Below are 23,859 nucleotides of genomic sequence, written 5' to 3' on the forward strand. Positions count from 1 at the left end.
TCTGTCAGTTTCGTCGTCTCGTCGTTGTACGTCATCCGAGTGCCACAGTGCGGGCAATTTGTCATTACAGTTCGTTATAGATACCCGCCCCACTTAAACATGCGGTCCCTACCTGGAATCGGCGCGGAACTGCTGGCCGGCGTCACTCCTCGACGACGGGTTTCGGGGTCGCCGACACCGTCAGTTCACGGGCCTCGATGATGGCAGAGAGACACTCGTCGTCCATCAGTCGCACGTCCATCTCGCTTGCCCGCCGGGAGACGTCGCCGCCGATGTGCCCCGAGGTCGCGAACATCACCGCGCTCACCTCGGCCCGCGCCCGGCGGCACTCCGCACACGCCTCGATGGGGTCGGCGCCGACGAGCCCCCCCTCGGGCCGGTGGTCGACGACGACGGCCATCGCCTCGCTGGCCGGATCCTCCCGTTCGGCCAGCAGTTCGTACTCCGTCGAGTCGGCCTCGCCGACCGCCCACCCCGACGCGTCGAGGACTTCGGCGACGGTCTCGGCGAACGCCTCGGGGTCGAGCGAGCGAAGCTGGGCGGCCATCGAGTGGTCCTCGGCCGACTCGGTCGTCCTGGCCGGTTGCTCCCCCGACTCGACGGCGTCGACGGCGGCCTCGATGTCGCTCTTGGGGTCGGGGTCGTCCGCCGTCATCTCGCCCTCGGACACCGCGTCCGCCTCCGCGTCGTCCGCCGGTGACCCGATGGTCGCCTCGACGTCGTACTCCGGTTCGAGGTCGGTCTCGATGCGGTCGGGCACCGCCTCGCCGGCCATCGCCGCCTCGACCCGCTCGATGCGCTGGTCGAGGGCCTCGAGTTCGGTCTCCAAGTGCGTGACCGCGTCCGGATAGCAGTCGCGGGCGGTCTCGAGGGCCGTCTCGTACTTCTGCCGGGCGTCCTCGTACTCCTCGAGGGCCGTCTCGTACTGTTCGGCGTCGGCGAACCAGTCGCCGGCCCCCATCGCGTCGCTGGCGACGGACCGGCGGGCGGCGGTGAGGTTCTCCGCGACGACGCGGAGTCGCTCGCGTATCTTCTCCGGGTCGCCGGCGAAGCGGCGCTCGTCGGCCCCCCAGTCGACCTGGAGGGCGGTGCGGTAGTGCTCCAGGGCCTCCGCCCAGTACTCGGCGGCCTGTCCGGAGTCGTCGGCGGCCGCGGCCTCGTTGTCGGCGGCGACGGCCTTCCGGAGCGGGGACTGTTCGAGCTGTTCGATGAGCGTGTCCAGTCGGTCCCGTTCGGCGAGTATCTCGTCGATATCGGCCAGGTGTCGGTCGAGCGAGAGGACGGCCTCGTACTCGTCGCGGGCCCGTTCGTAGGCGTCGTAGGCCGCCTCGTACTCGTCGGCCCGCCAGCGTTCCTCGCCCTCGTCGGTCGCTGTCCGGGCCCGCCCCAGTCGGATGGACGCGAGCGTCCGCAGGCACCGCTCGCGGACCACCTCGACCCGACTCGCCATCGAGTCGCCCTCGCGACCGGTGTTGAACTCGCTCGCCGTCGTGCTGGCTTTCTCCAGCAGCGTGCTCGCCCGCTCGGCCGCGGTCAACGCGGCGTCGTTCGATCCGTCGTTGCGCAGCTCGTTTGCCTGGACCAGTTCCCGTTTGACATCGTCGAGCGTGTTCTCGACGTGGATCCACTTCTGTGCGGCGTCGTCCAGGTACCGCGTGACCGCCCCCAGGCCGTCGCTCTCGCAGTGGATGTACCACCGCGTTCCCCCGGTGCGGTGGAAGGTGAGTCGCCCGTGTCTGAGACTCGAGTCGCTGTCGACCGTCTCGATCTCCGCGAAGGGGACGGCGAACTGCCGGTCCCCGCCGTCGGAATCGGCGCCGCCCACCAGGACGACGACCCGCCGGTCTGTCAGGACGGCGACAGTCCGGTACCCGCTCCCCGGTCTGACGTGGTCGGTCGTGTCCCCGGACTCGACGGAGACCCCGTTCTTCGAGTTCGTGACGACGTACTGTGGCGTCTCGTCGGCCTCTATCGCCGAGACGGCGGGTTTCTCGGCGAGATACCCTTTGGACAGGAACCCACCCCGTCCGGTACTGGTGAGCACGTCGGGATACGACCCACCTAAATTATCTAAATTGATAATTTGACCCATTATGAGAGACTACTATGTCGGGCACTATGATTCTCACTTATTGGTTCTGAAATTTCGTCGTTAATATTAACAGGGTACTACTTACTTGCATATCAGGACTGGGTGGAAGCCCCTTCCGTTGCATGGTTCCCCCCTGAGAACGGGCCGCGTCTGTCGGCGGACGGACGCGCGTCTGACTTACCTTTACCTATCAGGTCCAAGTACCAGGGCGTATGCCCCGCATCCGACTGGACCCGCCGGAGTTCGAGCGGTCCACCGACGCCACCGGAGGGAACGACCGAACGGGTCGGGCGGCCGCTCGCGACGACGCCTTCGCCCGGATCGACACCGAGGTGTTTCAGGTGCTCTCGGGGACCTACGGGCTCGAGAAGTGCGGGCTCCGACCGCGAATCGATCGCTGGATGGAGTGCTGGAGCGACGTTTAGCTGTTCTCGACCAGGCGGGCGGCGATGCGCTGTGCGCCGAGGGTCGGGGCGACGTCCGGCTGTTCGGCCGCCGTCGCCTCGACGTCGCGGTTGAGCTCCTCGCTGAGTCGTTCCTCGAACTCGTCGACGATGCCTGGGATGCAGGCCATCCCGCCGGTCAGGACCACCGGACGGTCCAGCGCCAGCTTGTACACCTTCATGTAGTCGTTCGCCAGCTCCGGCAGGAACGTGTTGGCCAGCTCGTCGACTACGTCGTCCAGGTACTCGTCGACGGCGTCCATCACCGACCGCTCGATGGTGAACTCGTGTGACCCGCCACCGGGTTGCTGGATGATGTCCGTGAACGGTTCGAAGTCGATGAAGTCGGCGTGTTCCTCCTTGTACTCGCGGGCGGTCTGGGTGTCGATGTTGACCCGGCCCTGGGTCTCCTCCTCGACGTAGTTGGCGATCATCCGGTCGACCTCGTTGCCCGTCACGGCACCGGTGGTGAACGGGGAGAGCTGTTCGCCCCGTCGGTACGCGGAGGCCTCGAGGTTCGTCGACCCCATGTTGACCGCGACGAATATCTGGTCGATGGCCTCCAGGTCGTCGCCGAAGGCCGGAATCGACCCGCAGAGCGACTCGGGGTAGCTCTCGACTAACTCCATGCCGATAGAGGACCCCTCGATGACCGACTGGAGGTTCTCCAGTCCCGTCGGGTTGTCGATGGTCGGAATCGCGTAGACGACGCCGCTGTCGGCCGGGAGGTCGTTCTCCTCGATGAGGGCCTCGAAGAACGTCTCGGTCATCTCCGCCCGGTCTGCGTCCTCCGGCAGCCCCGAACGGAGCATGTACTGGACCCGGTCGGGGTACTCGCGAGCGGCCTCCTCGCCGTAGAGCACCTTCTCCTCGCCGGTGAGGGCGTCCTCGTAAGTTGCCATGCAGGTCAGCGTCTTGATGATGCGTGTGTCGGTACCGTGGTCGTCCGGGAGCGCGATGACCGTCCGCGTGCTGCCGAGCTTGACCCCGATCGGCACCACCCCGTTGGCATCGTCCGCCCCGTCAGCGTCGTCGTCACTCATGTACGGTGGCCTGTTGACGCTGGTCCGGTATATAACCTCACGTCAAGAATCAGCCGTGATAAACCCGCGGTCGGCCTCGGACTCAGCGCATCGCCGACAGCTTGGCGACGTAGACGAGGCTGAGCAGGTGGTCGTCGACGCTCAGGGTGTTGTCGTCGTTCGTCGCCGACTCGTCGATGCCCAGCAGGTAGTCCGAGAGCGTCGCCTGGACGTCCTCGGTTATCCAGTCGATGGACTCGTAGTAGTCCAGCGCCTCGTCGGCGCCCTGGTAGCCCGAGTGCATCAGGAGGAACTCCAGCCACTCGAAGACCACGAACTCGGCGGCGTAGTTCTCCGGGAGGGCCGCGAGGTACGGCTTCTCTGCCGTCTCGCCACCGAGGAACGGCAGCAGTTCGCGGTAGAGGCCCGACCGGAAGGAGCTGCCCGCGAGCATCTCCTCCTCGGCGTCTTCGAGCCCGATGTCCAGGTTCGACGGGTCAGGGACGTCTTCGTCGTCGGCCAGCCCGTTGTCCCGGTCGTCGCGCTGTCGGGCCATCTTGCGCAACTCGTCTAGATCGTAATCGCGCGGGTTTATGGTCATGTGACAGCTGTGTTCCGCCTCCTCCGTCATAAACCTTGCACCCCGTCTGACGGCCGTCAGACGGCCAGATACCGAGAAATCACCGAGATTCGCAATGCCGCACCGAGTTACGCGGATGATAATCGGGGGCGTATTTTTATAGTGGCCGAGGGTCGAGATTCCTCCAGTTGGACGATGAGTCGGCACGACGACGCCGGTCCGGCCCGCATCTGCGTGACCAACGCAAAGGGCGGGACCGGGAAGACGACGGTCGCGATAAACGTAGCGGGAGCGCTGAACGACCGGGGTCGAGACGTCCTCTTCGTCGACCTGGACCCGCAGGGCAACGCCACGGAGGGGCTCGGACTCGTCGAGGCCTACGACGCCGACCCGCCGTCGCTGTTCGACGCGCTGACGCGTGACCCCGCACTCCTCTCGGACCTGGTGGTCGAACACGAGGAGATGGACGTCGTCCCATCGAGCATCGACATGCTCCAGGCCGAACACGAGCTGACGATAGCGGACCTGATCGCCCGTGCCAGGACACAGGACCGCGACGTCGACCCGGCCGCGCTGGCCTCCTTTGGGTTCAACGTGACGCCGGCGACGGTCGAGGGCGGGCACGCCCTCGACGTGCTCGACCGGGCGCTGGGGACGGTCAAATCCGAGTACGACTACGTCATCATCGACTCGCCCCCCTTCTACGGGAAGCTGACCGACACCGGCGTGTTCGCCGCGCGGCACATCCTGGTCCCGGCGCTGGCGGAGGCCACCTCCGAGCGGGCCATCGAACTGCTGATGGACCAGATGGCCGCGCTGGAGCGCCAGACCGGGATCAGCGTCGAGACGGTCGGCGTGGTCGCGAACCGCATCGAGGCCACCTCGGAGGACGAGATGATGCTCGAGTGGTTCGACGCGGCCTTCCCGGACAGTCCGGTGTGGCAGGTCCGCAAGCGCGTCGCGCTCCAGCGGGCCTACACCGCCGGGAACTCCGTCTTCGGCGTCGAGGAACAGTGTGACATGGCCAGCGTCTTCGAGGACATCGCCGACAGGTTCGACGAGCAGTTCGGATTCACCGAGGTGATAGCATGAGTGACGACGACCGCATGGACAGAGCAGAGCGTATCCGCAAGATGCGCGAGGGGAACCGGACCGAGACAGACGCGGACGCGACTGATGGGCCGGCGGACGACGTACAGGAGACCGCCGCGGGCAGCGAGGGGTCGGGTGAGTCCGAGACGGCCGACCCCGACGAAGCGCCCGGCGACGAGACGGCGATGGCGGCCGCCGAGCGGGCCGCCCAGACGGCTGCGGAGGTGGCCGGCGGGACAGACGCCACGGCCCAAGCCACCGAGGAGCTGCAGGCGGCCACGCAGGCGGCCGCCGAGACGGCGCAGGGCCCGACGGGCGTCGAACTCCCCGACCAGCAGGTCGTCGAGGCGGCCATGGCAGAGAGCGAGGCCGAGGAGACGACCGGCGCGGCGAGCGCCGCGGCCATGGACGAGGGGTCGAACCAGTCAGAAGAGCTCGTCCGCGTCCTCGAGTTCGCGCTGGGCGAGGAATATTACTGCCTGGACATCGAGTACGTCGAGGAGATCGTCAAGCGCGAGGACGTGACGCGGGTCCCGAACACCGAGGCCTACGTCGAGGGCGTGGTCGACCTCCGGGGACAGATAACGACGATTCTGGACCCGAAGGCGATGATGGACATCGACGACGACGGCGACCAGAATCTCATCGTCGTCTTCGATCCCGACGTGTTCGAAGAGCAGGGGGCCATCGGCTGGATCGTCGACGAGGTCCGCCAGGTCTCGCCGGTGGTCGAGGCGGAGGTCAACAGCCCTCCGGTCGACGCCGACTACATCAACGGCGTCGTCGACCGGGAGGAACGAGAGCAGTTCGTCATCTGGGTCGAACCCGACGACGCACTCGAGTCGGCCACCGCCGAGGGCGACTGACCGGCCTACTCCTCAGTCTCCGAGACGTCGACGATGTCACCGGCCGTCGCCTCGTCCGCGACGTCGGGGACGCCCAGCTCCTCGCGGACCAGATCAGTCGCGTTCTCGATGGCGCCGACGGTCCCCAGGTAGCCCGCGCCGACGGTGGTCTTCAGCGCCAGCGCCGGCCGCCCGGTGATCACCGTCGGCCCCACCTTCGCGACGGCGTCGTCGCCCACCGAGACGAGCCAGCCGGGGACGTCGAATCGGTACCGGTCGAACCGGGGCTCGAAGCCACCGTCCCCCTCGGACAGGTGCTCGACGAGTCTGACGACGTTGCGGCCGGCGACGCGAGCCTCGCGAATCGCCGCCGCGGCACTCGCCGGGACGGCCTCCCCGTCGGCGTCGACGACCCGTGCCGCGTCACCGACGGCGAAGGCCCGCTCGCCCAGTCGCAGGTCGGCCCTGACGACGGGGCGGTCGCCGGCCATCGCCTCGGACCCGGTGATGCCACCGGTCCAGACCAGCTGGTCGTAGGCCACCTCGTCGTCCTCCAGGCGGACCACGTCGGCGTCCGCGCCGGTGACGTGCGCGCCGGTCCTGACCGTGACCCCCTGGTCGACCAGTGTCTCCCGGACCGCCCGCTGGAACGACTCCGCGAAGGTCGGCGCGACGTGGGCCGCCTGTTCGAGCAGGAGTACCTCGACGTCCATCGACTCCTCGCGGGCCAGCGCGGCGAGTTCGCCGGCCACCTGGACGCCCGAGAGGCCCGCGCCGCCGACGACCACGCGGTCGCCGTCCCCGAGCGCGAGGAAGTCCTCGCGGATCCGGGTGGCGTGTTCGAGCCGCTTCAGCGGCGTCGCGTGGGCACGGAGCCCCGGGACGTCGAAGAAGGCCGTCTCGGCCCCGAGACAGACCGCCCCGACGTCGTAGTCGAGGCGCTCCTCGCCGTCGCCGGTCCCGAGGGTCGCGACCCCCGCGTCGGCGTCGACCGCCGTCACCGTCGCCCGGCGGACCGCACAGCCGAGAGCCTCGCGGAGGTCGACGGTGATCTCGTCGGCCAGCGACGGCCGGCGGACCACCCGGTGGAGTTCGTGCTGGACGAGGTGGTCGCGTGCCTCGTCGACGACGACGAGGTCGGCCGTCGCCGGGAGCGTGCGTTCGAGTCTGCGAGCGAGTGTCAGGCCGGCGTATCCGGCGCCGAGGACGGCGACGCGCATGGCCGTTCGTTAGGTCCGGGCGCGTATAATCGTGTGGCACCGCGAGCGTCGGAATGCGGGGTGCCCGGTCGACCCGGCGCCGGGCCTCAGAACAGGGCCGCGTCCGAATCGAGGACCCGTGCGGGACCACCGACCTCCCAGACGCGGGTGTCGACGCCGCAGTCCGCCACTGTCTCCTCGACCCGGTCGACGTACCGGTCGGTGGTGTTGACGTAGACGCTCGCGCCGGTGTCGACGGAGAAGTAGACGGGGAGCCCCTCCTCGCGCAGTTCGCGGACGGCGTTGAATATCTCGATGGTGCGCGGTTGCCAGTAGACCCATCCCGCGGGGCCGGTCATCGTCGTCGCGGCGAGCGACAGCGAGTCGTGCTCGGCGAGTTCGAACGCCCGGTCGAAGTCGGCGTCGTACAGGGCGTCACGCATGTCTGCGATCTGGCCGTGCATGTGGGCCATCCGGGCCTCGAACATGTGGCTGTCGGCGGCCTCCTCGTGGGCCGCTTCGGTCTCCTTGTACGACGGGACCATCCCGGCGACGATTCGCAGCTCCGCCTCGAGGTCGGTCTCGATGCGTTCGCTCCGGCAGTCCCGGTCGTTCATGCCCGTCCGGAGGTGCGAGAACGCGCCCGTGACGGCCCGGGCCGCCGAGGACGAGCCGCGGCGAGCGACCGTCGAGATCTCGGGTCGCATCATGTCGAGGCCGGCGGCCTCGACGAGCGCCATCGCCGCGGCGGCAAAGCCCGAGGACGACGAGCCAAAGCCGATGTTCGTCGGGAAGTTGTTGGCCGACTCGAAGCGGACGCCGTGGTCGATGCCTGCCAGGTCGCGGACGTGGTCGACGACGGCGTCGATGCGCTCGGCACCGCGACCCTCGACCGGCTCGCCGTCGATGACGTAGACGTCCGCCTCGCGGTCCGGGTCGAACTCGACGGTCGTCTTCGAGTGGCTCGGGGCCGTACAGACCGAGATGCTGTCATGGTACGGGAGGCGCAGCTCCTCGTCGCGCATCCCGTGGTACTTCACGAGTCCCTGGATGGGGTGGGCCTTCGCGGTCGCTTTCATACCTGACCCTTCCGGGCTGCCCACTTTGCTATTGCGAACCGCGGACGGCTCGGCTCAGATCTCCTCGATGGCCGCCTCAGGTGCGTTGGTCTTGACGCTCTCGATGCCCTGCTTTGCCTTGGCCTTGCTCGCGTACCCCTCGCCGCTGTCGGCGATGATGTTCCCGTTCGCGTGGCGGAGCCGCCAGCGCCACTGATCGGCGGTGTCGGTGTACAGTTCGAAAGTCGCAGCCATGTTCGTCTCGCTTCACTCGACAGACACATAAGAAACCTGGGGCCGACGGTCTGGGTCAGTACGTCGGGCTCTCCTCGCGGACCCCCTCGCGCTTGTTGACCAGGCGGGCGAGCGTGAACAGGGCGTCAGAGAGACGGTTGAGGTAGACGATGGCCGTCTCGTTGACCCCGGCCTCCTCGGCCGCGAGCGACACAGCCCGACGCTCGGCCCGGCGACAGACGGCCCGCGCGTGGTGGAGTTTCGCGCCCGGTGCCGACCCCGACGGGAGGATAAAGGACTCCAGCGGGTCCAGTTCCGCGTCGGCCGCGTCGATGATAGCCTCGATCTCCTCGACGTGGTCCCCGGTGAGTCGCGGGTCGCCCGGCTCCGGCGAGGGGTTCGCGAAGTCGGCCTGGACGATGTGGAGGTGGTTCTGGACGTCCCGGAGGTGGCCGTCGATGTCGTCGTGCCCGGTGGGGCGGACGACGCCGACCAGCGCGTTCACCTCGTCGACGGTCCCGTAAGCCTCGATACGCCGGGAGTCTTTCGAGACACGCTCCATGGTCCGCAGGTCGGTCTGTCCCTTGTCGCCGCGGCCGGTGTAGATGGTCATACCCGGGAGTGGGGGTGCCACGGTCTTATACCCGCGCCCGGTGCAGGCGACAGCGGTCAGAGCCGCCGGTGGACCTCCGAGAGCACGGTCGGTGGCAGGTCCAGGGCGGCCAGCAGCGCCTCGCGCTGGTCTGTGTCACCGTGGCCGGCGACGAAGCCGTTGAGCCGCGCCGCCACCGTCGAGTCGACGAACCCGTCGCCGAGGAGAGCCTCGAGTTCGTCCGAGACGACCGGCGTCGATCGGAGTTCGTACTTCTGGTGGTAGTCCTCGGCCAGCGTGAACCTCGAGAGCGTCTCGACGGCCGTCGCGACTGACTTGCCCGTCCGCGCGGCCAGGTCGTCTCGGGTGCGTTCGGCGGCCGCTCGCTGGGCCGCGTCGTGGACCAGCACCACGCCGCGGTACTGGCGTTTGTGGGCCGACGAGAACGGGTCGTGGTTCGCCCAGACCACCGAAAGCAGGGCCTCGTAGGTCAGTTCGTCCGGGTCGTACTCGACCTGGACGACCTCGGTGTGGTCGCCCAGCGCGTCGTACGTCGGGTCGGGGTCGGTCCCGCCCGCGTATCCCACCCGCGTGCGGACGACGCCCGGCATCGCCCCGAACCGGGCGTCGGGCCCCCAGAAACAGCCCATGCCGAACGTCGCAGTCTCGGTCGCGTCCGGCGGCGGCGCCCCGGCGTCGAGCGACGGCGGCGAGCGGGTCCCGGCATCCGCGTCCGTCCGTTCCATGGAGACACCAGGTGCCCCCGGGGCTTGCCTCCTTCGCCCCTGGGGGCGGGAACCGGGAGTTTCAACTAGTCGGACCCGCAACCTCGCCACATGAGCCTGGAACTTGAGCACTACTGTCCCGTCTGCGAGGAGTATCGCGACTTCTGGAAGGTCGCCAGTACGACGATGCACCTCGGCGAGAAGATCAAGTGGCACTGCCCCGAGTGTGACTACGGCTTCGTCCGCATCGACAACGAGGTCGACACCAGCCAGGTTGCATAGGGCTCGGTAGCGGTACGGAGCATACATAGCAATTCTTTTACAATAGCGACGACGTCTCTCGAACGAGCATGAGTGTCGACCCCCGGAGCGTCCCCGAGGCGTCCACGTCTGCCCGCCGGCCCGACCGTCACCTCTCGATGCACGTCGTCGAATACAGCGACGGCGCGGACCGCTGTACAGTCTTTCCGCCCGGCCTCTCGGGCGACGCCCGCATGTCGACGTGGCTCTCGGCCGACCGATCGGCGTTCGTCTCCCTCTCCGAGAGAGAATAACAGAGCGTTTTTACAGCTGTGAGTCCGATTGTAATCTAATGACTATCGAGGTGCTGCTGGTCGACGAGGATCCTGACGTCCTCGACGTCGTGGCCACGTTCCTCGAGCGGGAGGACGGCCTGTCGGTCACTACCCAGCGCGACCCGGCGACGGCCCTCGAGGAGGCACGGAGCGGTGCGTACGACGCTATCGTCAGCGACTACACGATGCCCGGGATGGACGGCCTCGAGCTGTGCCGGGCCGTCCGCGACGAGGACGGCTCGACGCCGTTTTTCCTCTTTAGCGCCCGCGAACCCGAGGACGTGGAGCCGGACGCCTCGGCGGCCGGCGTCACGAAGTTCGTCCAGAAGGGGACCGGCACGGAGCAGTACGGCACCCTCGCCGACCACATCAGGGACGCGGTCTAGGTGTCGGTCCGGGGCAGCGTCAGCGTGACCGCCGCACCGCCCGCGGCGGACTCCTCGAAGTCGACCGTCCCGCCGTAAGACTCGGTCACCCAGACGACGAGCCACAGCCCCAGGCCGCTCCCGTGGCTCAGCTGGGTGATGGGTTCGCGACCGGTCACCACGGCGAGCTCGTGCTCGGGTAGTCCCGGCCCGTCGTCGGCGACGGTGACCGACACCGTCTCGGGCGAGACGTCGACGTCGACTTCCACCGTCGGTGACTCGCCGGCGTGAGTCTTCGCGTTCTCGACCAGCTCGTCGAGAATCCGCCGGAAGCGGCCGTCGGCGGCCGCCGCGGCCGTCTCGGGAACGTCGGTGACGATGTCCCCGTCGAACTCGCGGCGGCTGACCGCGACCAGGTCTTCGACGACCGTCGGCACGTCGACCGGTTTCCGGCCGGCCTCCTCGCGGCGGGCCGACTGCTCGATCTGCCGGGCCCGGTCGCTGAGTTCGGCCACCTCGCTCGCCTTGCGCTGGAGTCGTTCGAGCAGTTCCAGCCGTCGCTCGTCGTCGATTCGCGACTGCAACTCGTCTGCCAGACCGAGCACGACGGTCAGATCGTTGCGGAGGTTGTGCCGCAGGACCCGGTTGAGCACCTGCAGGCGCCGCTCGCGGTCGCGCTGTTCGGTGATGTCGGAGTAGATACCGAAGCTCCAGACCTGCTCGTCGTCGCGGCTGTAGGGCACCTCCCGGTAGAGGAAGTCCCGGATGCCCTCCTCGGTCTGTCGGCGGACCTCGGTCTTGACCGTCTCGCCCCGGGCCGCCGTCGCGTCGATGCGAGCCGCCTCGGCCCGGGCGTCCTCGGTCAGGGGGAGCACGAAGTCGTTCAGCGGTTCCTCGACGACGTCGTCGGCCTCGAAGCCGAACACCTCGGTGAACGCGGCGTTGACCGACTTGACGACGGGCTCGCCGTTGCCGAGTTCTGTCTCGACGACCGCGTCCGGGAGGTTGTCAAAGAGGTACGAGAAGCGGTCCCGCTCGTCCTCGAGTTCCGCCTGGGCCTCCCGGAGGTCGGTCAGGTCCCGTACCACGCCGACGGTCCCGCGGAAGACGTCGTCGTCGAGGACGGAGATCTCCACCTCCGCCGGTCGCTCGGTGCCCTCGGCGGTCTCGAGGGTCGTCTCCACCTTGAACGTCTCGTCGGTCTCCGAGGACGGCAGCGCCGAGATCTGGTCCTCGAAGACCGAGAGCGACTCGGCGTCGAGGACGGCCTCGGGGTGCTCGCCGAGCAGCGCCTCGCGCTCGAACCCGAGCCACGTCGCGAGCGGGTCGGTCACGAGCTGGAAGCGGCCCTCGTCGTCGAGGACGTAGACCATGTCACGGACGTTCTCGACGACCGTCTCGTACTCCAGCAGGTGCTGTTCTCGCTCGACGCGGTCCAGCGCGGCGGCCGCGTTCGAGGCGAGGATCTCGGCGACCGAGACGTCCGCGTCGTCGAACGCGCCGGGGTCGGGTGAGGCGATGCTGACGACGCCGTGGCCGCCGAGCGGGATGTACATCGCGGCGCGGGCGTGCTCGTTGTCGTAGTCCTCGCCGGCATCCGCGAGGTCGTCGACGCGTATCGTCTCGCCGCGCTGGAACGCCTCGCCGGGGAACGCCTCGTCGTCGTCGTAGACGGACCGCGGCGGGACGTCGGCCGTCGCCGCCGTCGGGACGAGCGTCCCCGCATCGGGGTCGTGCAGGCGGACGAGCGCCAGGTCGAAGCCCAGTTGCTCGCTTGCGGCCTCGATGACCGTCTCAGCGACGGCCTCGGACGTCCGCGCGTCCATCAGCGACCGCGAGGTGTCGAGCAGGCCGGACAGCTTCCGGTCGTGTTCCTTGTGGTCGGTGATGTCGTGGAAGTACACCGAGAGCCCGCCCTCGGAGGGATAGGCGCTCACGCGGAACCACCTCTCGACGGGCGGGTAGTACTCCTCGAAGGACACCATCTCCTGGGTGTCCATCGCGTGGTGGTAGGCGTCGTGGAACTGCGACCCGACGGTATCGGGGAACATCGACCAGAGGTTCTCGCCGAGCACCTCGTCGGCGGGTCGCCCGAACACCTCCTCTGCCCGGGTATTCCAGTACGTTATCTCCCAGGTGTCGTCGACGGCGAAGAAGGCGTCGCCGATGCGTTCGAGTATCTGCTCGATGCGCCGGTGGGCCTCGCGCAGTTCCAGCTCCCGCTCCTTGCGTTCGGTGATGTCCCGGATGATGCCCGCGGTACCCTCGAACCACTCCCCGGCGTCGTCCCACAGCAGCGTCATATGGTCCTCGGCGGGGAACGAGATGCCGTCCGCGCGCTGTATCTCCAGGTCGAAGGTCTCCTCGTCCTCGCGGTCCTCGAATATCATCTCCCGGACGATTGACTCGGCCCGTTCGACCACCTCGTCGGACTTGATGGCGCTCGTGTGCGAGCCAAGCAGCGCGGACTCCTCGTAGCCGGTGAGGTCGGTCATCGCGTCGTTGACCAGTTCGAAGTGGCCCGTCTCGTCGAGGGCGTAGACGCCGTCGTCGACGGCCTCGATGACGTCCTCGTAGCGCTCCAGGTCGGCCTCGCGCTGGCGCCGTTCGAGTTCGCGGCTCACCCACTGGGCCAGCAGTTCGATGTACGTCTTCTCGGCGTCGGAAAAGGGCACCTCACGGGGCTCCTCGTCGGCGAAGCAGAGCGTCCCGTACAGCTCCCCGTCGACGACCACCGTGCCGCCCAGATAGCAGGCGATACCGGACATCGGGTAGGCCACGTCGTCCTCCCAGCCCTCCGCGGCGGCGTCCCGGACGCCGTAGCTGTCCCCGTCGTCGACGATGCGTCGACAGTACGTGTTCGCCAGGTCGGTCTCGATGCCCGACTGGACGACGTCGTGGTCGCCGACGGCCGTCACCACGTCGTAGTCGGTCCCCTCGATGCGACTCAGGTAGCCAAGCGAGAGGTCGAGGCGGTCCCTGCCGAGCTCGAGGACCCGCTCGACGGTCGCCTCCTGGGAGTGAGCGTCGGCCGCGGCCAGTTCCGTCAACCGCTGGAGCGATTCGTTGTTCCGTTCGAGCTCGAGTTCGCGTTCTTTCTGGTCGGTGACGTCGGTCGCGATGGCGACCAGCCGCGGCCCGGCCGCCTCCGGGGTCTCGATGACGCCGCTCGTGTATATCCACCGCGTCTCGCCGTCGAGGAGCGCCCGGAACTCGGCCTCGAACGGGGCCTCGTCGGCCAGCGCCTGCTCGAAGGCCGCCTCGAGCGACGAGCGGTCCTCCGGGTGGAGGTACTCGCGGAAGGCCTCGACGGTGCCCTCGAAGTCCTCGAGCGTCGTGTCGAACAGGTCTGCCGTCGCCTCGTCCCAGACGACTTCGCCGGTCTCGACCCGCCACTCGTAGACGCCGGTCTCCGTGCCCTCCAGGGCGAGATCGAGTCGGCGGTTGGTCTCCTCGAGTTCCCGTTCGCGCTCTTTGCGGTCGGAGATGTCCCTGACGATGCCGGTACAGTACCACTCGCCGTCGATCTCGAAGTCCCCGAAGGAGATAGAGACGGTCAGTCGCCCACCCTCGGCGGTGCGCAGCGGGAACTCGAGGTCCGACCAGTCGACAGATCGCTCGCCGGTCCGGAGGTAACGGGCCACCCCGTCGAGGGGTTGCTGTCGGAAGTCCTCGGGTACCAGCGTCGTGAAATCGGCCCCCACCAGGTCGCCGGGGTCGTGGCCCGTCAGGTCCGCGAGGTGGTCGTTGACGTAGACGATGCGACTCTCGGCGTCGATGGTCACGATTGCGTCGGCGATGCTCCCCGCGAGCGCGTCGAACGACGCCGGGAGGTCGGCGGCAACGTTCGATTGCCCCGCCGGTGCCTCGCCGTCGATCAGGTCCGCCAGGCGCGCCTCGAGAGACACCTCGCTTCGCGGGACGTACTCGGTGACGCCCAGCTGGGTCGCCCGTGCGGCGACCCCGCCGTCCGGGTCGTCGGTACAGAGGACGACCGGCAGGTCGGCGTTCCGTTCGCGGATCGATTCGAGCAGGTCGAGGCCAGTGTCGGGCCCGTCGAGGGTCTGGTCGCAGACGACTGCGTCCGGAGTCGTCTCTGAGAGGACGGCGAGCGCCTCGTCGCGCGTCGTCGCCGTCCGCACCGTCGCCCCTCCCGTCTGGAGAGACCCGTCGCCGTCGGCACGCACGTACAGCAGGAGTGGCGACCCGGTCATTGAGTTCGTATGGAACCCCGCACTTGGCGAGTATATATCGAACGGTGCGGCTATCAGTTGCCGAAATCGGAGCGGTCGAGCCGCTGCCAGCACAGCTGTGGGTCGCGTGCGGCACCGACCTGGTCGATGCGGCGGGCGGTCGACCGGGTCGGCGCGTCGGCGAGGGTGCCGTCGGCCTCGCCCGCGACGGCATCGAAGGCCGCGGCGAGGTGGTCGAGCGACCGCTTGCTCTCGGATTCGGTCGGCTCCGTCATCAGCGCCTCGTCGACGATCTCGGGCCACTTCGTCGTCGGGGGGTGGACGCCGTGGTCGAGCATCCCCTTGGCGACGTCGGCGGCGTCCTGGTCGCCCGCGCTGGCGACGAACTCGTGGTGGAACGGCCCGAACGGCACGTCGTAGGGAATCTGCTCGGCGAGGTAGTTGGCGTTCAACACGGCCTTGGCGCTGGTGTCTCTGAGCCCCGAATCGCCCAGTCGAGCGATGTACGCGAAGGCCTTCACGAGGACCGGCCAGTTGCCGTAGAACCCGTGGACCTTGCCGATGGAGTGTGCGGGGTCGTAGTACTCGAAGCCGGTGGTGCCGGCGCCCGCCTCGCCCTCGGCACCGGTCTCCCTGCGGACGTGGGGCCGGGGCAGGAACGAGGCAAGCTCCTCGGTGACGCCGACGGGGCCCGCCCCCGGCCCACCGCCGCCGTGGGGCGTCGCGAACGTCTTGTGGACGTTGTAGTGCATCACGTCGAAGCCCATGTCACCGGGGCGTGCCCGGCCCAGGAGCGCGTTGAGGTTCGCCCCGTCGTAGTAGAGCAGGCCGCCGGCGTCGTGGACCACGTCGGCGATGGCCTCGATGTCGCGCTCGAACAGCCCCAGCGTGTTCGGGTTCGTGAGCATCAGCGCGGCGGTGTCCTCGTCGACGGCGGCCTCGAGCGCGTCGACGTCCACCCGGCCGTCGTCGTCGCTGGGGAGTTCGACCACGTGGTAGCCGGCCATCGCCGCCGTCGCGAAGTTCGTCCCGTGGGCCGAGTCGGGGATGACCACCGACGAGCGGTCCGCACCGTTGTGTTCGTGGTAGGCCTTGGCGATCTGGATGCCCGTGAACTCGCCGGCCGCACCCGCCGGCGGCTGGAGCGTGACGGCGTCCATCCCGCCGATACGGGCGAGGTAGTCCTGCAGGCGGTGACACAGCTCGAGGGTCCCCTGGACGGACTGGTCCGGCCGGTCCGGGTGGACCGCCGCCTTCGGGTGGGCCGCGACGTCCTCGGTGAACGACGGGTTGTACTTCATCGTACAGGAGCCAAGCGGGATGGGGCCGCTCTCGACCCCGTAGTTCATCTGCGCGAGGCGCGTGTAGTGGCGGGCCAGTTCCGGTTCCGAGAGGTCGGGCAACTCCAGCGAGTCCCGCGTCAGGTCGTCGGGCAGGGGTCCGTCCGCTACGTCGACCTCGCAGGTCGACTTCTCGGCCAGCAGGGGCTCGTAGCGGGCCCCCTCGGTCCAGCGGGCCTGGTCGTAGTCCATCAGGCCACCTCCGCGATGGTCTCGACGAACCCCGCCTCGCGCTGGGGCGGCTGGGCGGTCGCACAGACCTGTATCCGGTGGTCGCCGACCGCGTGGACGCCGTAGCCCTCCCTCGCCAGATCCTCGACGACCACCCGCGCGGGCTGGTCGACGTGGGCGACGAACTCCCGGAAGTGGTGCCGGTCGTGGACCGGCGCCTGGAGCCCGACCACCTCGTCCAGTCTCGCCGCGAGATCGCGGGGTCGAGTCACGCAGTCCTCGGCCAGGTCGACCAGGCCGTCGGGTCCGAGCCAGGCCGCGTGCATCGCGGCCCGCAGGGCGACCCACGCCTGGTTCGTACAGATGTTCGAGGTCGCCCGCTCCTTGCGGATGTGTTGCTCGCGGGTCTGCAGGGTCAGCGTGTAGGCCCGCTGGCCCGCGGCGTCCTCGCTGGCGCCGACGAGTCGGCCGGGCACCTGCCGGAGGTACTCCTCGCGCGTGGCAAACAGGCCCAGGCCGAAGCCGTAGGCCGTGCCCGTCCCGAGCGTGGCGGCGTCGCCGACGACGACGTCCGCGCCCACGTCGGCGGGACGCTCGAGCAGCGCCATCGCGACGGGGTCGGTGCCGAGACAGAACAGCGCGTCGTGCTCGTCGGCGAGGTCACCGACGGCACCGGCCCGTTCTTCCACGACGCCGCGGGCGGTCGGGGTCTCGGCGTAGACCATCGCGACGTCTTCCGCCATGGCCGCCGCGAGCGCCTCGACGTCGACGCAGCCGTCGTCCATCGGATAGGACGCGACCGAACAGCCGGGGCCGTCGACGTAGTTCTCGAGGACGGCACGCTTGCCGTCACGGAGGTGCTCCGGGACCAGTATCCGGTCGCCCGAGACGGACCGGACCCGCTGGGAGAGCGTCGCCGCCTCCCCCAGCGCCGTCGCGTCGTCGTACATCGAGCAGTTGGCGACGTCGAGGCCGGTCAGCTCGACCAGGAGCGACTGGTACTCGAACAGCGCCTGGAGGAACCCCTGGTCGACCTCCGGCTGGTACTGAGTGTAGGAAGTCAGGAACTCCGAGCGCCGCGAGAGGTCCTCGACCAGCGACGGGACGTAGTGGCCGTAGTGCCCCCGACCGAGGAACTCGGTGAGGTCGGCGTTGTGCCCGAGCAGGGCGGCGATCTCGGTCCGAACCGCCTGTTCGCTTCGCGCGTCGATGCCGAGGTCCCCGTCGAAGGCGACCGAGTCGGGGACGTCGAACAGCGCCTCGACGTCGTCGACACCGACGGCATCGAGCATCGCCTGCGTCTCGGCGGGCGAGTGCGGTACGTATGGACTGCCGGTCGTGGGTGGGCCACTGTCGCTCATCGCGGCTGGCACCCTGCCGCACGGACAGACATGATACGAAGGCCTACCGGTGTCAGCTACATTAGCGTAGCCATCCGAACGGTGCTCACTCGATCTGGTCGCGGTAGTCCGCTGGCGAGAGGAGGTCCTCGAGTTCGGCCCCGTCGGCGAGGTCGAGTTCGAGGAGCCAGCCCTCGCCGAAGGGGTCCTCGTTGACGAGTTCGGGCTCGTCGCGCAGTCGCTCGTTGACGGCGGTGACCGTCCCCCCGACGGGCGCGTAGATGTCCGAGACGGCCTTGATCGACTCGACGATGCCGAAATCGTCTCCGGTGGCCAGTTCGTCGCCCACCGCCGGCAGTTCGACGAAGACGACGTCGCCCAGCTCGTCCTGTGCGAAGTCGGTGATGCCGACGCGGGCGATGCCGTCGGTGGTGCGGACCCATTCGTGTGACTCCCTGTACCGGCAGTCCGCGGGAACGTCGAAGCTCATCTGTCGAGGAATGGCGTGGCCCTGGTACGTGCCTTCTTCGGTTCGCCGCGGACGACGACCCGGACGGACCGGTCCGGCGCTGCGTACGCCGTCGGCAGGTACGCGAGCGCGATGGGGGTTCCGAGTGTCGGACTCATCGTGCCGCTGGTGACCGTCCCGAGGTGGTCCCCGTCGGGGGTCGTCACCTCGTAGCCGTGACGCGGAACCCCGCGCTCGACGAGTTCGAGGCCGACGAGTTTCTCGTCGACGCCCTCCTCGTCGACGCCCTCCAGCGCGTCGCGACCGACGAACTCGGTGTCGAGCTCTACGGTCCACCCGATGCCGGCCGCGTATGGCGTGCGCGGGTTCTCCTCGGGGTGGAAGTCCTGGCCGGAGAGGAGAAAGCCCATCTCGAGCCTGAGCGTGTCACGCGCCCCGAGCCCGCAGGGCTGGCAGTCCAGGGCCGTCCACACCGTCTCGGCCGCGTCCCACGGACAGAGGACTTCGAACCCCTGCTCGCCGGTGTACCCCGTCCGGGCGACCAGTGCCTCGACGCCGGCGACGGTCCCGCCGGCGATCTCGAACCGCGAGAGGTCCGCGAGCGCGACGTCCGATTCGGCCGCCAGGAGTGCACGTGCGTCGGGACCCTGGACTGCCAGCATCGCGTACTCCTCGGTGCGGTCGGTCACCGTCGCCGTCAGCCCCCATGCCTCCCGATGTGACTCCCAGCGGTCGGTCATCTGTACGTCGTGGCCCGCGTTGGGCACGAAGAGGTAGTCCTCGGTCTCGCGCTCGGGCAGGCGGTAGACGACGGTGTCGTCGAGGATAACGCCGTCCGCGTCGGTGATAGCCGAGTACTGTGCCTCGCCGGGGTCCAGCGCGGTGACGTCGTTGGTCGTCAACCGCTGTGTCAGCTGGGCCGCGTCCGGCCCCGACACCGTGACCTGTCCCATGTGCGAGACGTCGAACCTGCCGACCGTCTCGCGGACCGCCGCGTGCTCCTCGCGTATCGAGTCGAACGCCACGGGCATCTCCCAGCCGCCGAAGTCGGTGAACCGGGCACCCGACTCCTCGTGGCGTTCCGCGAGCGGGGGCGTTCGGAGTGTCATGTCGGCTGCGAGGGGGCGGACCGCCTTACCGTTTGCTTCCCGACACGAACGTGGGCCACTTCATAAACTGTATAGCGCGATAGCAAATTGCTATCGTGAAGTTGCCACAGTTTCGGAGGATAACCAAATACTACGGCTACTCTGGAGAGGATACCGTGAAAATTGCTTAGATTCTATTCTAAAACACCGTCTGATTATGATACTATTCTATATCCGTCAGAAACTGTGGCGTCAAACGGCCGTTCAGATAGCGTCGCCACTCACACCGATTACGAGCGTTCGATGTCGGTCTCGTTCTAATCGTCCGGTATGAGGTCTGCGGACACCAATTCCACAACCTCGCCGGCAGTCAAGACGGGTGCGTAGTCCATCGGTCCGTCGACGGCAGCCTTCAACAGAAAGTCGGTGAGTCGCCAGATGTTGTGTAGCAGGACCGCGAACACGAGTAAAACAGCCTCACGCGGTAATCCTTCGAGGAAGTTTTCGCGAGGAAGTCGTTCTTGATGGACTTATACTCGTTTTCGATCTGCCAACGGCGACTATACCGGTGACAGAACGTCTCTGCCTCGTCTGGGCCTACCTTCAGATTCGTTGCGAATACGGCAGTTCCGTCTGTCTTCGTCGATGGCACGTGCAGAAACCGCATTGAGTGCGACCTCCACGTCAACTGATGTCCGTTCGACGGCCACATCACGGCCGTCTGCCTTCATCGTCTCAATAGCGTCCCGTTCAGAACTTGTGACACGCTTCGGAATGAGGTAGTTCACATCGAGATTCGAGAGTGTCTGGTACACGTCCATCGAGTCGAACTCTCGGTCGCAGAGTACCGTCTCGATGGGGACGTGTTCGTTCGCTCGCCGGACCATCCGCCGGATGACGCGGTGAACCTGATTAGACTGGTTGTCGTCCCAGGCCGAACTCTCTCGGATGGGTTCGACGGCCAATACCAGTGGGATATTCTCGCCGACAATCGAGAGCGTCGCGAACTTGAACGCCCGTTCCTCCTCAGCCTGAACCCCACTGACCATCGGCATTGCCTCGACCTCCCCGTGGTAAGGGACGGTCGTGATGTCAATCGCTACGGTGACTGACCGTCGAAACGACGCTTCTTCGGCGAGTACTGCGCGCAACTGCTCACTAGCGCAGTCGAACCCCTCGATCGGGTCTTCGGGCTCGAACCGTTTGATCGCCCGTAAGTGCGTGTCACCGTGTGGACCGTATTCCTCGCCGCGTCTGTATTGGAAGCGAGCCGCACCCTGTGGTGTCCCACAGCCGACCATTCCCATGAACGTCTGCAGTTCGAAAAACTGTGTATCGTCGTAGGAGGCGTTCTCTGCCCGTCCGGAATCAAACCTGTCGAAACCGTGGTCACGAGCTAAGCGTGTCGTCTGCTGGATCTGCTCGTCAGTGAAACCATCCTCTGACTCGTCTTCGTCCGGTTCGTCGGGGAACGAACTCGGGTCTCGCTGTGGCGTTACCACCTCGCCTTTCGGCCGAGCCTCGGGCACATTCAGATCCCGATCGTGGATTTCCTTGACGACGTAGTGGGAAGCCGTGGTGACGAACTCCCGGGTTGTCTCATCGAATCGGTTACGCCAAGTCCGCGAGAGCACCGATTCATCGGGGATTTTCTCCAAGTGGAAGGCAACTGCGAGTTCAGGATACTGGGCGAGCGAACGGTAACTCTCACCGGTGAGTTCGCGGTAGAGAAACAAGCGTACCATCCCCTCGAACGAGTGCGGTGCTGGATGCCACTCAGGGTAGCCGTCATTGAGCGAATTGAACGACCCCTCCAGAGTTCGAAGAGCCGTGCAGAGTGACTGATCGGCTTTGAGTGCCTCTGTGAGTGTCACCCCGACGAGGTAGGCGTCGGTCAACCGTCGCTCCTGACAAGCCATGTGAGCTATCCCACCAGCCAGTCACACAAGCGACGCGATGCCACTCTCTTTGCGCAGGAACCGCTGCTGTTGAATCGGTCAGCAGAAACAAGTACTCTGCAAGTCTCGCAGCTACGCTTCGTTCACCCATAGCTAACACCTTCATTGATGGTGACTCAATCACCCTGCTCGACGTTGAGGGCGAGAAACTGGTCGAGAGATTCTGGAACCAACTATGCTGAGATAACTCGTGTGAGGACAACAAGCTTCTCAAGAAGAGGCGCGGCGTGAGTGGGAAAACTGGCATCTATAACCCGTGAAATCGGTCTGCAGAGTGCCGTCCATCCAAACTGCACCGATTCTCTGATTCCGGATACCACCGTATGCAACCGAAGAAACCTCCTAAAGCGATTAGGAAGAGTTTCAGTCTGCTGTTTGGGTACCGGTGGGTGGCGTCACTCCCGAAAGTTCGGGGATGGATAGATCTACCCGGCGGAGCAGTTGCGCGTTGATGGCGACGATCACCGTACTCAGCGACATCAGGAGCGCGCCCACTGCGGGCGACAGCAGAATCCCGATCGGAGCCAATACGCCCGCTGCAAGCGGAAGTGCAAAGACGTTGTACCCGGCTGCCCAGACGATGTTTTCTTGCATTTTCCGGTAGCTCGCCTTGCTGAGTTTCACAAGGCGAACCACGTCCATCGGGTTGTTCTGGACCAGGATGACGTCGGCCGACTGGACCGCGACATCGGTTCCACTTCCAATAGCGATTCCGACGTCTGCCCGTGTCAACGCGGGCGCGTCATTGACGCCGTCGCCAACCATCCCCACGAGCTTGCCCTGATCCTGAAGTTCCTGTACTTTTTTGTCCTTGTCCTCAGGAAGCACCTCCGCGAACACAGTGTCGATGCCCAATTCGTCAGCCACCGCATCGGCGACATTCTGAGAATCACCGGTGAGCATTGCCACCTCGACACCCAGATCGTGCAGAGCATCGACGACGCGGTAACTCTCCTCGCGGATGACGTCGGCCATCGCGAACGCGGCGATCAACTCTCTGTCACGAACGAGATACACTACGGTCTGTGCGTTCTGCCCGGCTTCATCAGCGAAGCGCTGGAGGTGATCGGGAACTTCTCTATCGAGTTGGGTCAACAGGTTCGGGCCGCCGACGTACACTTCGTCCCCCTTGACATTCGCGCGGACGCCACGGCCTTTGATCGCCTCGAAATCGCTCGCGTCAGGTGCAGTGAGGTCTTGCTCCGTGGCAGCCTCGCGGATGGCTCGCGCGATCATGTGCTCGGAATCGCTCTCGACAGCCGCGGCCAGCGCAAGCGCGTCGTCCTCGTCAACATCGTCGACGGTTGCTATGTCGACAACACCGTGCTCGCCTTCGGTGAGTGTGCCTGTCTTGTCAAAGATGATGGCGTCCAGATTCCGTGCCTCTTCCATCGCGATTCGGTCGCGAACGAGCATTCCGTTCCGAGCGGCGAGTGACGTGTTGATTGCGACGACTAGCGGGATGGCGAGTCCAAGCGCGTGAGGGCAGGCGATGACGAGAACCGTGACGACGCGCTCGATAACCGTTGCATTGAACGAGACCGCGAGCGTCCACGCGATTGCGGTTACGACTGCCGCCCCGAGCGCGACGTAGAACAGCCAGCCGGCAGCGCGGTCGGCCAGCACTTGAGTTTGAGACTTGCTCTGCTGGGCTTCCTCGACGAGTCGCATGATGCCCGCGAGCGTTGTCTTCTCGCCTGTCGCACCGACGCGCACGCGGAGACTGCCGTCGCCGTTGATCGTCCCACCGATGACTTCGTCGTCGGGCTCTTTCGAGACCGGTTTCGACTCACCCGTGATCATCGACTCGTTGACGTCCGAATCACCCTCCTCAACGATGCCATCAGCAGGGACGCTCGCTCCTGGACGGACGAGAACCAAGTCACCCTTGGCAAGTTCGTTCACTGGGATCTCCTCGGTGTCGCCGTCGTCGGTGATCCGCTCAGCAGTATCAGGCATCAACTTCGCCAACTCGTCGACAGCACTCGAGGCACGGCGTACCGATCGCATCTCGATCCAGTGCCCCAGCAGCATAATATCGATAAGCGTGACGAGCTCCCAGAAAAACGCCGATTGCGTTGGGAAGACCACGCTCGCGAGGCTGTAGACGAATGCGACCGAAATGGCCATTGAGATGAGTGTCATCATCCCCGGTGACCGGTCTTTCAGCTCCGGCACTGCCATCTGGAGGAACGGAATCCCACCGTACGCGAAGACGACGACCGCGAAGACGGGGTTGATCCACTCGCTGCCCGCAAATGCTGGGACGGAGAAGCCGAGCCACTCCTGCAGCGTCTCGCTGTACAGAAGCACTGGAATCGACAGAAGCGTTGAGACAAAAAAGCGCCGCCGAAACATCTGCTCGTGGCCCTCGTGCATCCCACCGTGCCCATCTTGTCCATCGTGCTGACTGTGTTCGCCGTGAGGCTGAGATTCAGCCTCCGTTTCGTCGGGATGCGTATGGTCGGTCTCGTTAGC

Annotated in this window: 19 protein-coding genes and 2 pseudogenes; 6 read left to right on the plus strand and 15 right to left on the minus strand. The window is 66.6% G+C overall.

What is annotated here, in order from left to right:
• Positions 1–142: 142 nt before the first annotated feature.
• Positions 143–2,092 carry a hypothetical protein gene (locus tag P1K88_RS14415; protein WP_276410925.1) on the minus strand — a complete coding sequence of 650 codons (1,950 nt, stop codon included), beginning with the start codon at positions 2,090–2,092 and terminating at the stop codon, positions 143–145.
• A gap of 212 nt (positions 2,093–2,304) precedes the next feature.
• Between P1K88_RS14415 and P1K88_RS14420 the strand changes: the two genes are divergently transcribed.
• Complete coding sequence (locus tag P1K88_RS14420) at positions 2,305–2,517, plus strand: hypothetical protein (protein WP_276410926.1); 213 nt, start codon at positions 2,305–2,307, stop codon at positions 2,515–2,517.
• On the opposite strand, the gene P1K88_RS14425 is transcribed toward P1K88_RS14420, so the two are convergent.
• Complete coding sequence (locus P1K88_RS14425; protein WP_276410927.1) at positions 2,514–3,578, minus strand: actin-like salactin; 1,065 nt, start codon at positions 3,576–3,578, stop codon at positions 2,514–2,516. The two genes, P1K88_RS14420 and P1K88_RS14425, sit on opposite strands and share 4 nt — an antisense overlap.
• Before the next feature lie 82 nt (positions 3,579–3,660).
• Positions 3,661–4,158, minus strand: a complete 498-nt coding sequence (locus P1K88_RS14430; protein WP_276410928.1) for a FlaD/FlaE family flagellar protein — start codon at positions 4,156–4,158, stop codon at positions 3,661–3,663.
• Between the two features lie 174 nt (positions 4,159–4,332).
• On the opposite strand from P1K88_RS14430, the gene P1K88_RS14435 reads away from it, so the two are divergent.
• Both P1K88_RS14435 and P1K88_RS14440 read left to right on the plus strand, forming a co-directional pair.
• Entirely contained in the window at positions 4,333–5,229 is an 897-nt protein-coding gene (locus tag P1K88_RS14435; RefSeq protein WP_276410929.1) for a ParA family protein, read from the plus strand.
• A complete protein-coding gene (locus tag P1K88_RS14440; protein ID WP_276410930.1) occupies positions 5,226–6,095 on the plus strand; it encodes a chemotaxis protein CheW in 870 nt (289 codons plus the stop codon). Before P1K88_RS14435 ends, P1K88_RS14440 begins: the two co-directional genes overlap by 4 nt.
• A 5-nt stretch (positions 6,096–6,100) precedes the next feature.
• On the opposite strand, the gene P1K88_RS14445 is transcribed toward P1K88_RS14440, so the two are convergent.
• The 5 genes and pseudogenes from P1K88_RS14445 to msrA all read right to left on the minus strand — a co-directional run bounded on the left by P1K88_RS14445 (position 6,101) and on the right by msrA (position 9,903).
• Positions 6,101–7,294, minus strand: a complete 1,194-nt coding sequence (locus P1K88_RS14445) for an NAD(P)/FAD-dependent oxidoreductase (RefSeq protein ID WP_276410931.1) — start codon at positions 7,292–7,294, stop codon at positions 6,101–6,103.
• Positions 7,295–7,380: 86 nt separating this feature from the next.
• Complete coding sequence (gene mvaD, locus P1K88_RS14450; protein ID WP_276410932.1) at positions 7,381–8,352, minus strand: phosphomevalonate decarboxylase MvaD; 972 nt, start codon at positions 8,350–8,352, stop codon at positions 7,381–7,383.
• Positions 8,353–8,406: 54 nt separating this feature from the next.
• Positions 8,407–8,580: pseudogene (locus P1K88_RS14455) on the minus strand (HVO_2922 family protein); the annotation flags it as partial.
• Between the two features lie 61 nt (positions 8,581–8,641).
• A complete protein-coding gene (locus P1K88_RS14460; RefSeq protein WP_276410934.1) occupies positions 8,642–9,178 on the minus strand; it encodes a cob(I)yrinic acid a,c-diamide adenosyltransferase in 537 nt (178 codons plus the stop codon).
• A gap of 56 nt (positions 9,179–9,234) precedes the next feature.
• Positions 9,235–9,903, minus strand: coding sequence for a peptide-methionine (S)-S-oxide reductase MsrA (gene msrA / locus P1K88_RS14465; RefSeq protein WP_276410935.1), 669 nt, complete (start codon positions 9,901–9,903; stop codon positions 9,235–9,237).
• Positions 9,904–9,993: 90 nt separating this feature from the next.
• On the opposite strand from msrA, the gene P1K88_RS14470 reads away from it, so the two are divergent.
• The 3 genes from P1K88_RS14470 (at position 9,994) to P1K88_RS14480 (ending at position 10,843) form a co-directional block, all read left to right on the plus strand.
• Positions 9,994–10,164: a DUF7838 family putative zinc beta-ribbon protein gene (locus P1K88_RS14470; RefSeq protein WP_276410936.1), complete on the plus strand. Its 171-nt coding sequence runs from the start codon at positions 9,994–9,996 to the stop codon at positions 10,162–10,164.
• Positions 10,165–10,232: 68 nt separating this feature from the next.
• Entirely contained in the window at positions 10,233–10,436 is a 204-nt protein-coding gene (locus P1K88_RS14475; protein ID WP_276410937.1) for a DUF7511 domain-containing protein, read from the plus strand.
• 38 nt (positions 10,437–10,474) lie between these two features.
• On the plus strand, positions 10,475–10,843 hold the full coding sequence (locus P1K88_RS14480) for a response regulator (protein ID WP_276410938.1): 369 nt from the start codon (positions 10,475–10,477) through the stop codon (positions 10,841–10,843).
• On the opposite strand, the gene P1K88_RS14485 is transcribed toward P1K88_RS14480, so the two are convergent.
• From P1K88_RS14485 to P1K88_RS14515, 7 genes and pseudogenes are all read right to left on the minus strand, one after another.
• Positions 10,840–15,036 carry a PAS domain S-box protein gene (locus P1K88_RS14485; RefSeq protein ID WP_276410939.1) on the minus strand — a complete coding sequence of 1,399 codons (4,197 nt, stop codon included), beginning with the start codon at positions 15,034–15,036 and terminating at the stop codon, positions 10,840–10,842. The two genes, P1K88_RS14480 and P1K88_RS14485, sit on opposite strands and share 4 nt — an antisense overlap.
• Positions 15,037–15,089: 53 nt before the next feature.
• Complete coding sequence (gcvPB, locus tag P1K88_RS14490; RefSeq protein ID WP_276410940.1) at positions 15,090–16,547, minus strand: aminomethyl-transferring glycine dehydrogenase subunit GcvPB; 1,458 nt, start codon at positions 16,545–16,547, stop codon at positions 15,090–15,092.
• On the minus strand, positions 16,547–17,887 hold the full coding sequence (gene gcvPA, locus P1K88_RS14495) for an aminomethyl-transferring glycine dehydrogenase subunit GcvPA (RefSeq protein ID WP_276410941.1): 1,341 nt from the start codon (positions 17,885–17,887) through the stop codon (positions 16,547–16,549). Before gcvPA ends, gcvPB begins: the two co-directional genes overlap by 1 nt.
• Positions 17,888–17,972: 85 nt before the next feature.
• Entirely contained in the window at positions 17,973–18,356 is a 384-nt protein-coding gene (gene gcvH, locus P1K88_RS14500; RefSeq protein WP_276410942.1) for a glycine cleavage system protein GcvH, read from the minus strand.
• Positions 18,353–19,444, minus strand: a complete 1,092-nt coding sequence (gene gcvT / locus P1K88_RS14505; protein WP_276410943.1) for a glycine cleavage system aminomethyltransferase GcvT — start codon at positions 19,442–19,444, stop codon at positions 18,353–18,355. The genes gcvH and gcvT overlap by 4 nt, the downstream gene beginning before the upstream one ends.
• A gap of 296 nt (positions 19,445–19,740) precedes the next feature.
• Positions 19,741–21,342: pseudogene (locus P1K88_RS14510) on the minus strand (transposase).
• Positions 21,343–21,744: 402 nt separating this feature from the next.
• A complete protein-coding gene (locus tag P1K88_RS14515) occupies positions 21,745–23,760 on the minus strand; it encodes a heavy metal translocating P-type ATPase (RefSeq protein ID WP_276414152.1) in 2,016 nt (671 codons plus the stop codon).
• Positions 23,761–23,859: the final 99 nt, after the last annotated feature.

The organism is Haloarcula halobia (genome assembly GCF_029338255.1).
In the GTDB taxonomy this organism is placed as follows: domain Archaea; phylum Halobacteriota; class Halobacteria; order Halobacteriales; family Haloarculaceae; genus Haloarcula; species Haloarcula halobia.

Bases quoted from the DNA above. Each gene is read 5' to 3' on its own strand.
- P1K88_RS14425 (WP_276410927.1), bottom strand. From the start codon at position 3,578: ATGAGTGACGACGACGCTGACGGGGCGGACGATGCCAACGGGGTGGTG.
- P1K88_RS14445 (WP_276410931.1), bottom strand. From the start codon at position 7,294: ATGCGCGTCGCCGTCCTCGGCGCCGGATACGCCGGCCTGACACTCGCT.
- P1K88_RS14480 (WP_276410938.1), top strand. From the start codon at position 10,475: ATGACTATCGAGGTGCTGCTGGTCGACGAGGATCCTGACGTCCTCGAC.
- P1K88_RS14420 (WP_276410926.1), top strand. From the start codon at position 2,305: ATGCCCCGCATCCGACTGGACCCGCCGGAGTTCGAGCGGTCCACCGAC.
- P1K88_RS14515 (WP_276414152.1), bottom strand. From the start codon at position 23,760: ATGCACGAGGGCCACGAGCAGATGTTTCGGCGGCGCTTTTTTGTCTCA.
- gcvPB (WP_276410940.1), bottom strand. From the start codon at position 16,547: ATGGACTACGACCAGGCCCGCTGGACCGAGGGGGCCCGCTACGAGCCC.
- gcvT (WP_276410943.1), bottom strand. From the start codon at position 19,444: ATGACACTCCGAACGCCCCCGCTCGCGGAACGCCACGAGGAGTCGGGT.
- P1K88_RS14440 (WP_276410930.1), top strand. From the start codon at position 5,226: ATGAGTGACGACGACCGCATGGACAGAGCAGAGCGTATCCGCAAGATG.
- P1K88_RS14475 (WP_276410937.1), top strand. From the start codon at position 10,233: ATGAGTGTCGACCCCCGGAGCGTCCCCGAGGCGTCCACGTCTGCCCGC.
- gcvPA (WP_276410941.1), bottom strand. From the start codon at position 17,887: ATGAGCGACAGTGGCCCACCCACGACCGGCAGTCCATACGTACCGCAC.
- P1K88_RS14430 (WP_276410928.1), bottom strand. From the start codon at position 4,158: ATGACCATAAACCCGCGCGATTACGATCTAGACGAGTTGCGCAAGATG.
- msrA (WP_276410935.1), bottom strand. From the start codon at position 9,903: ATGGAACGGACGGACGCGGATGCCGGGACCCGCTCGCCGCCGTCGCTC.
- P1K88_RS14415 (WP_276410925.1), bottom strand. From the start codon at position 2,092: ATGGGTCAAATTATCAATTTAGATAATTTAGGTGGGTCGTATCCCGAC.
- gcvH (WP_276410942.1), bottom strand. From the start codon at position 18,356: ATGAGCTTCGACGTTCCCGCGGACTGCCGGTACAGGGAGTCACACGAA.
- P1K88_RS14435 (WP_276410929.1), top strand. From the start codon at position 4,333: ATGAGTCGGCACGACGACGCCGGTCCGGCCCGCATCTGCGTGACCAAC.
- P1K88_RS14470 (WP_276410936.1), top strand. From the start codon at position 9,994: ATGAGCCTGGAACTTGAGCACTACTGTCCCGTCTGCGAGGAGTATCGC.
- P1K88_RS14485 (WP_276410939.1), bottom strand. From the start codon at position 15,036: ATGACCGGGTCGCCACTCCTGCTGTACGTGCGTGCCGACGGCGACGGG.
- P1K88_RS14460 (WP_276410934.1), bottom strand. From the start codon at position 9,178: ATGACCATCTACACCGGCCGCGGCGACAAGGGACAGACCGACCTGCGG.
- mvaD (WP_276410932.1), bottom strand. From the start codon at position 8,352: ATGAAAGCGACCGCGAAGGCCCACCCCATCCAGGGACTCGTGAAGTAC.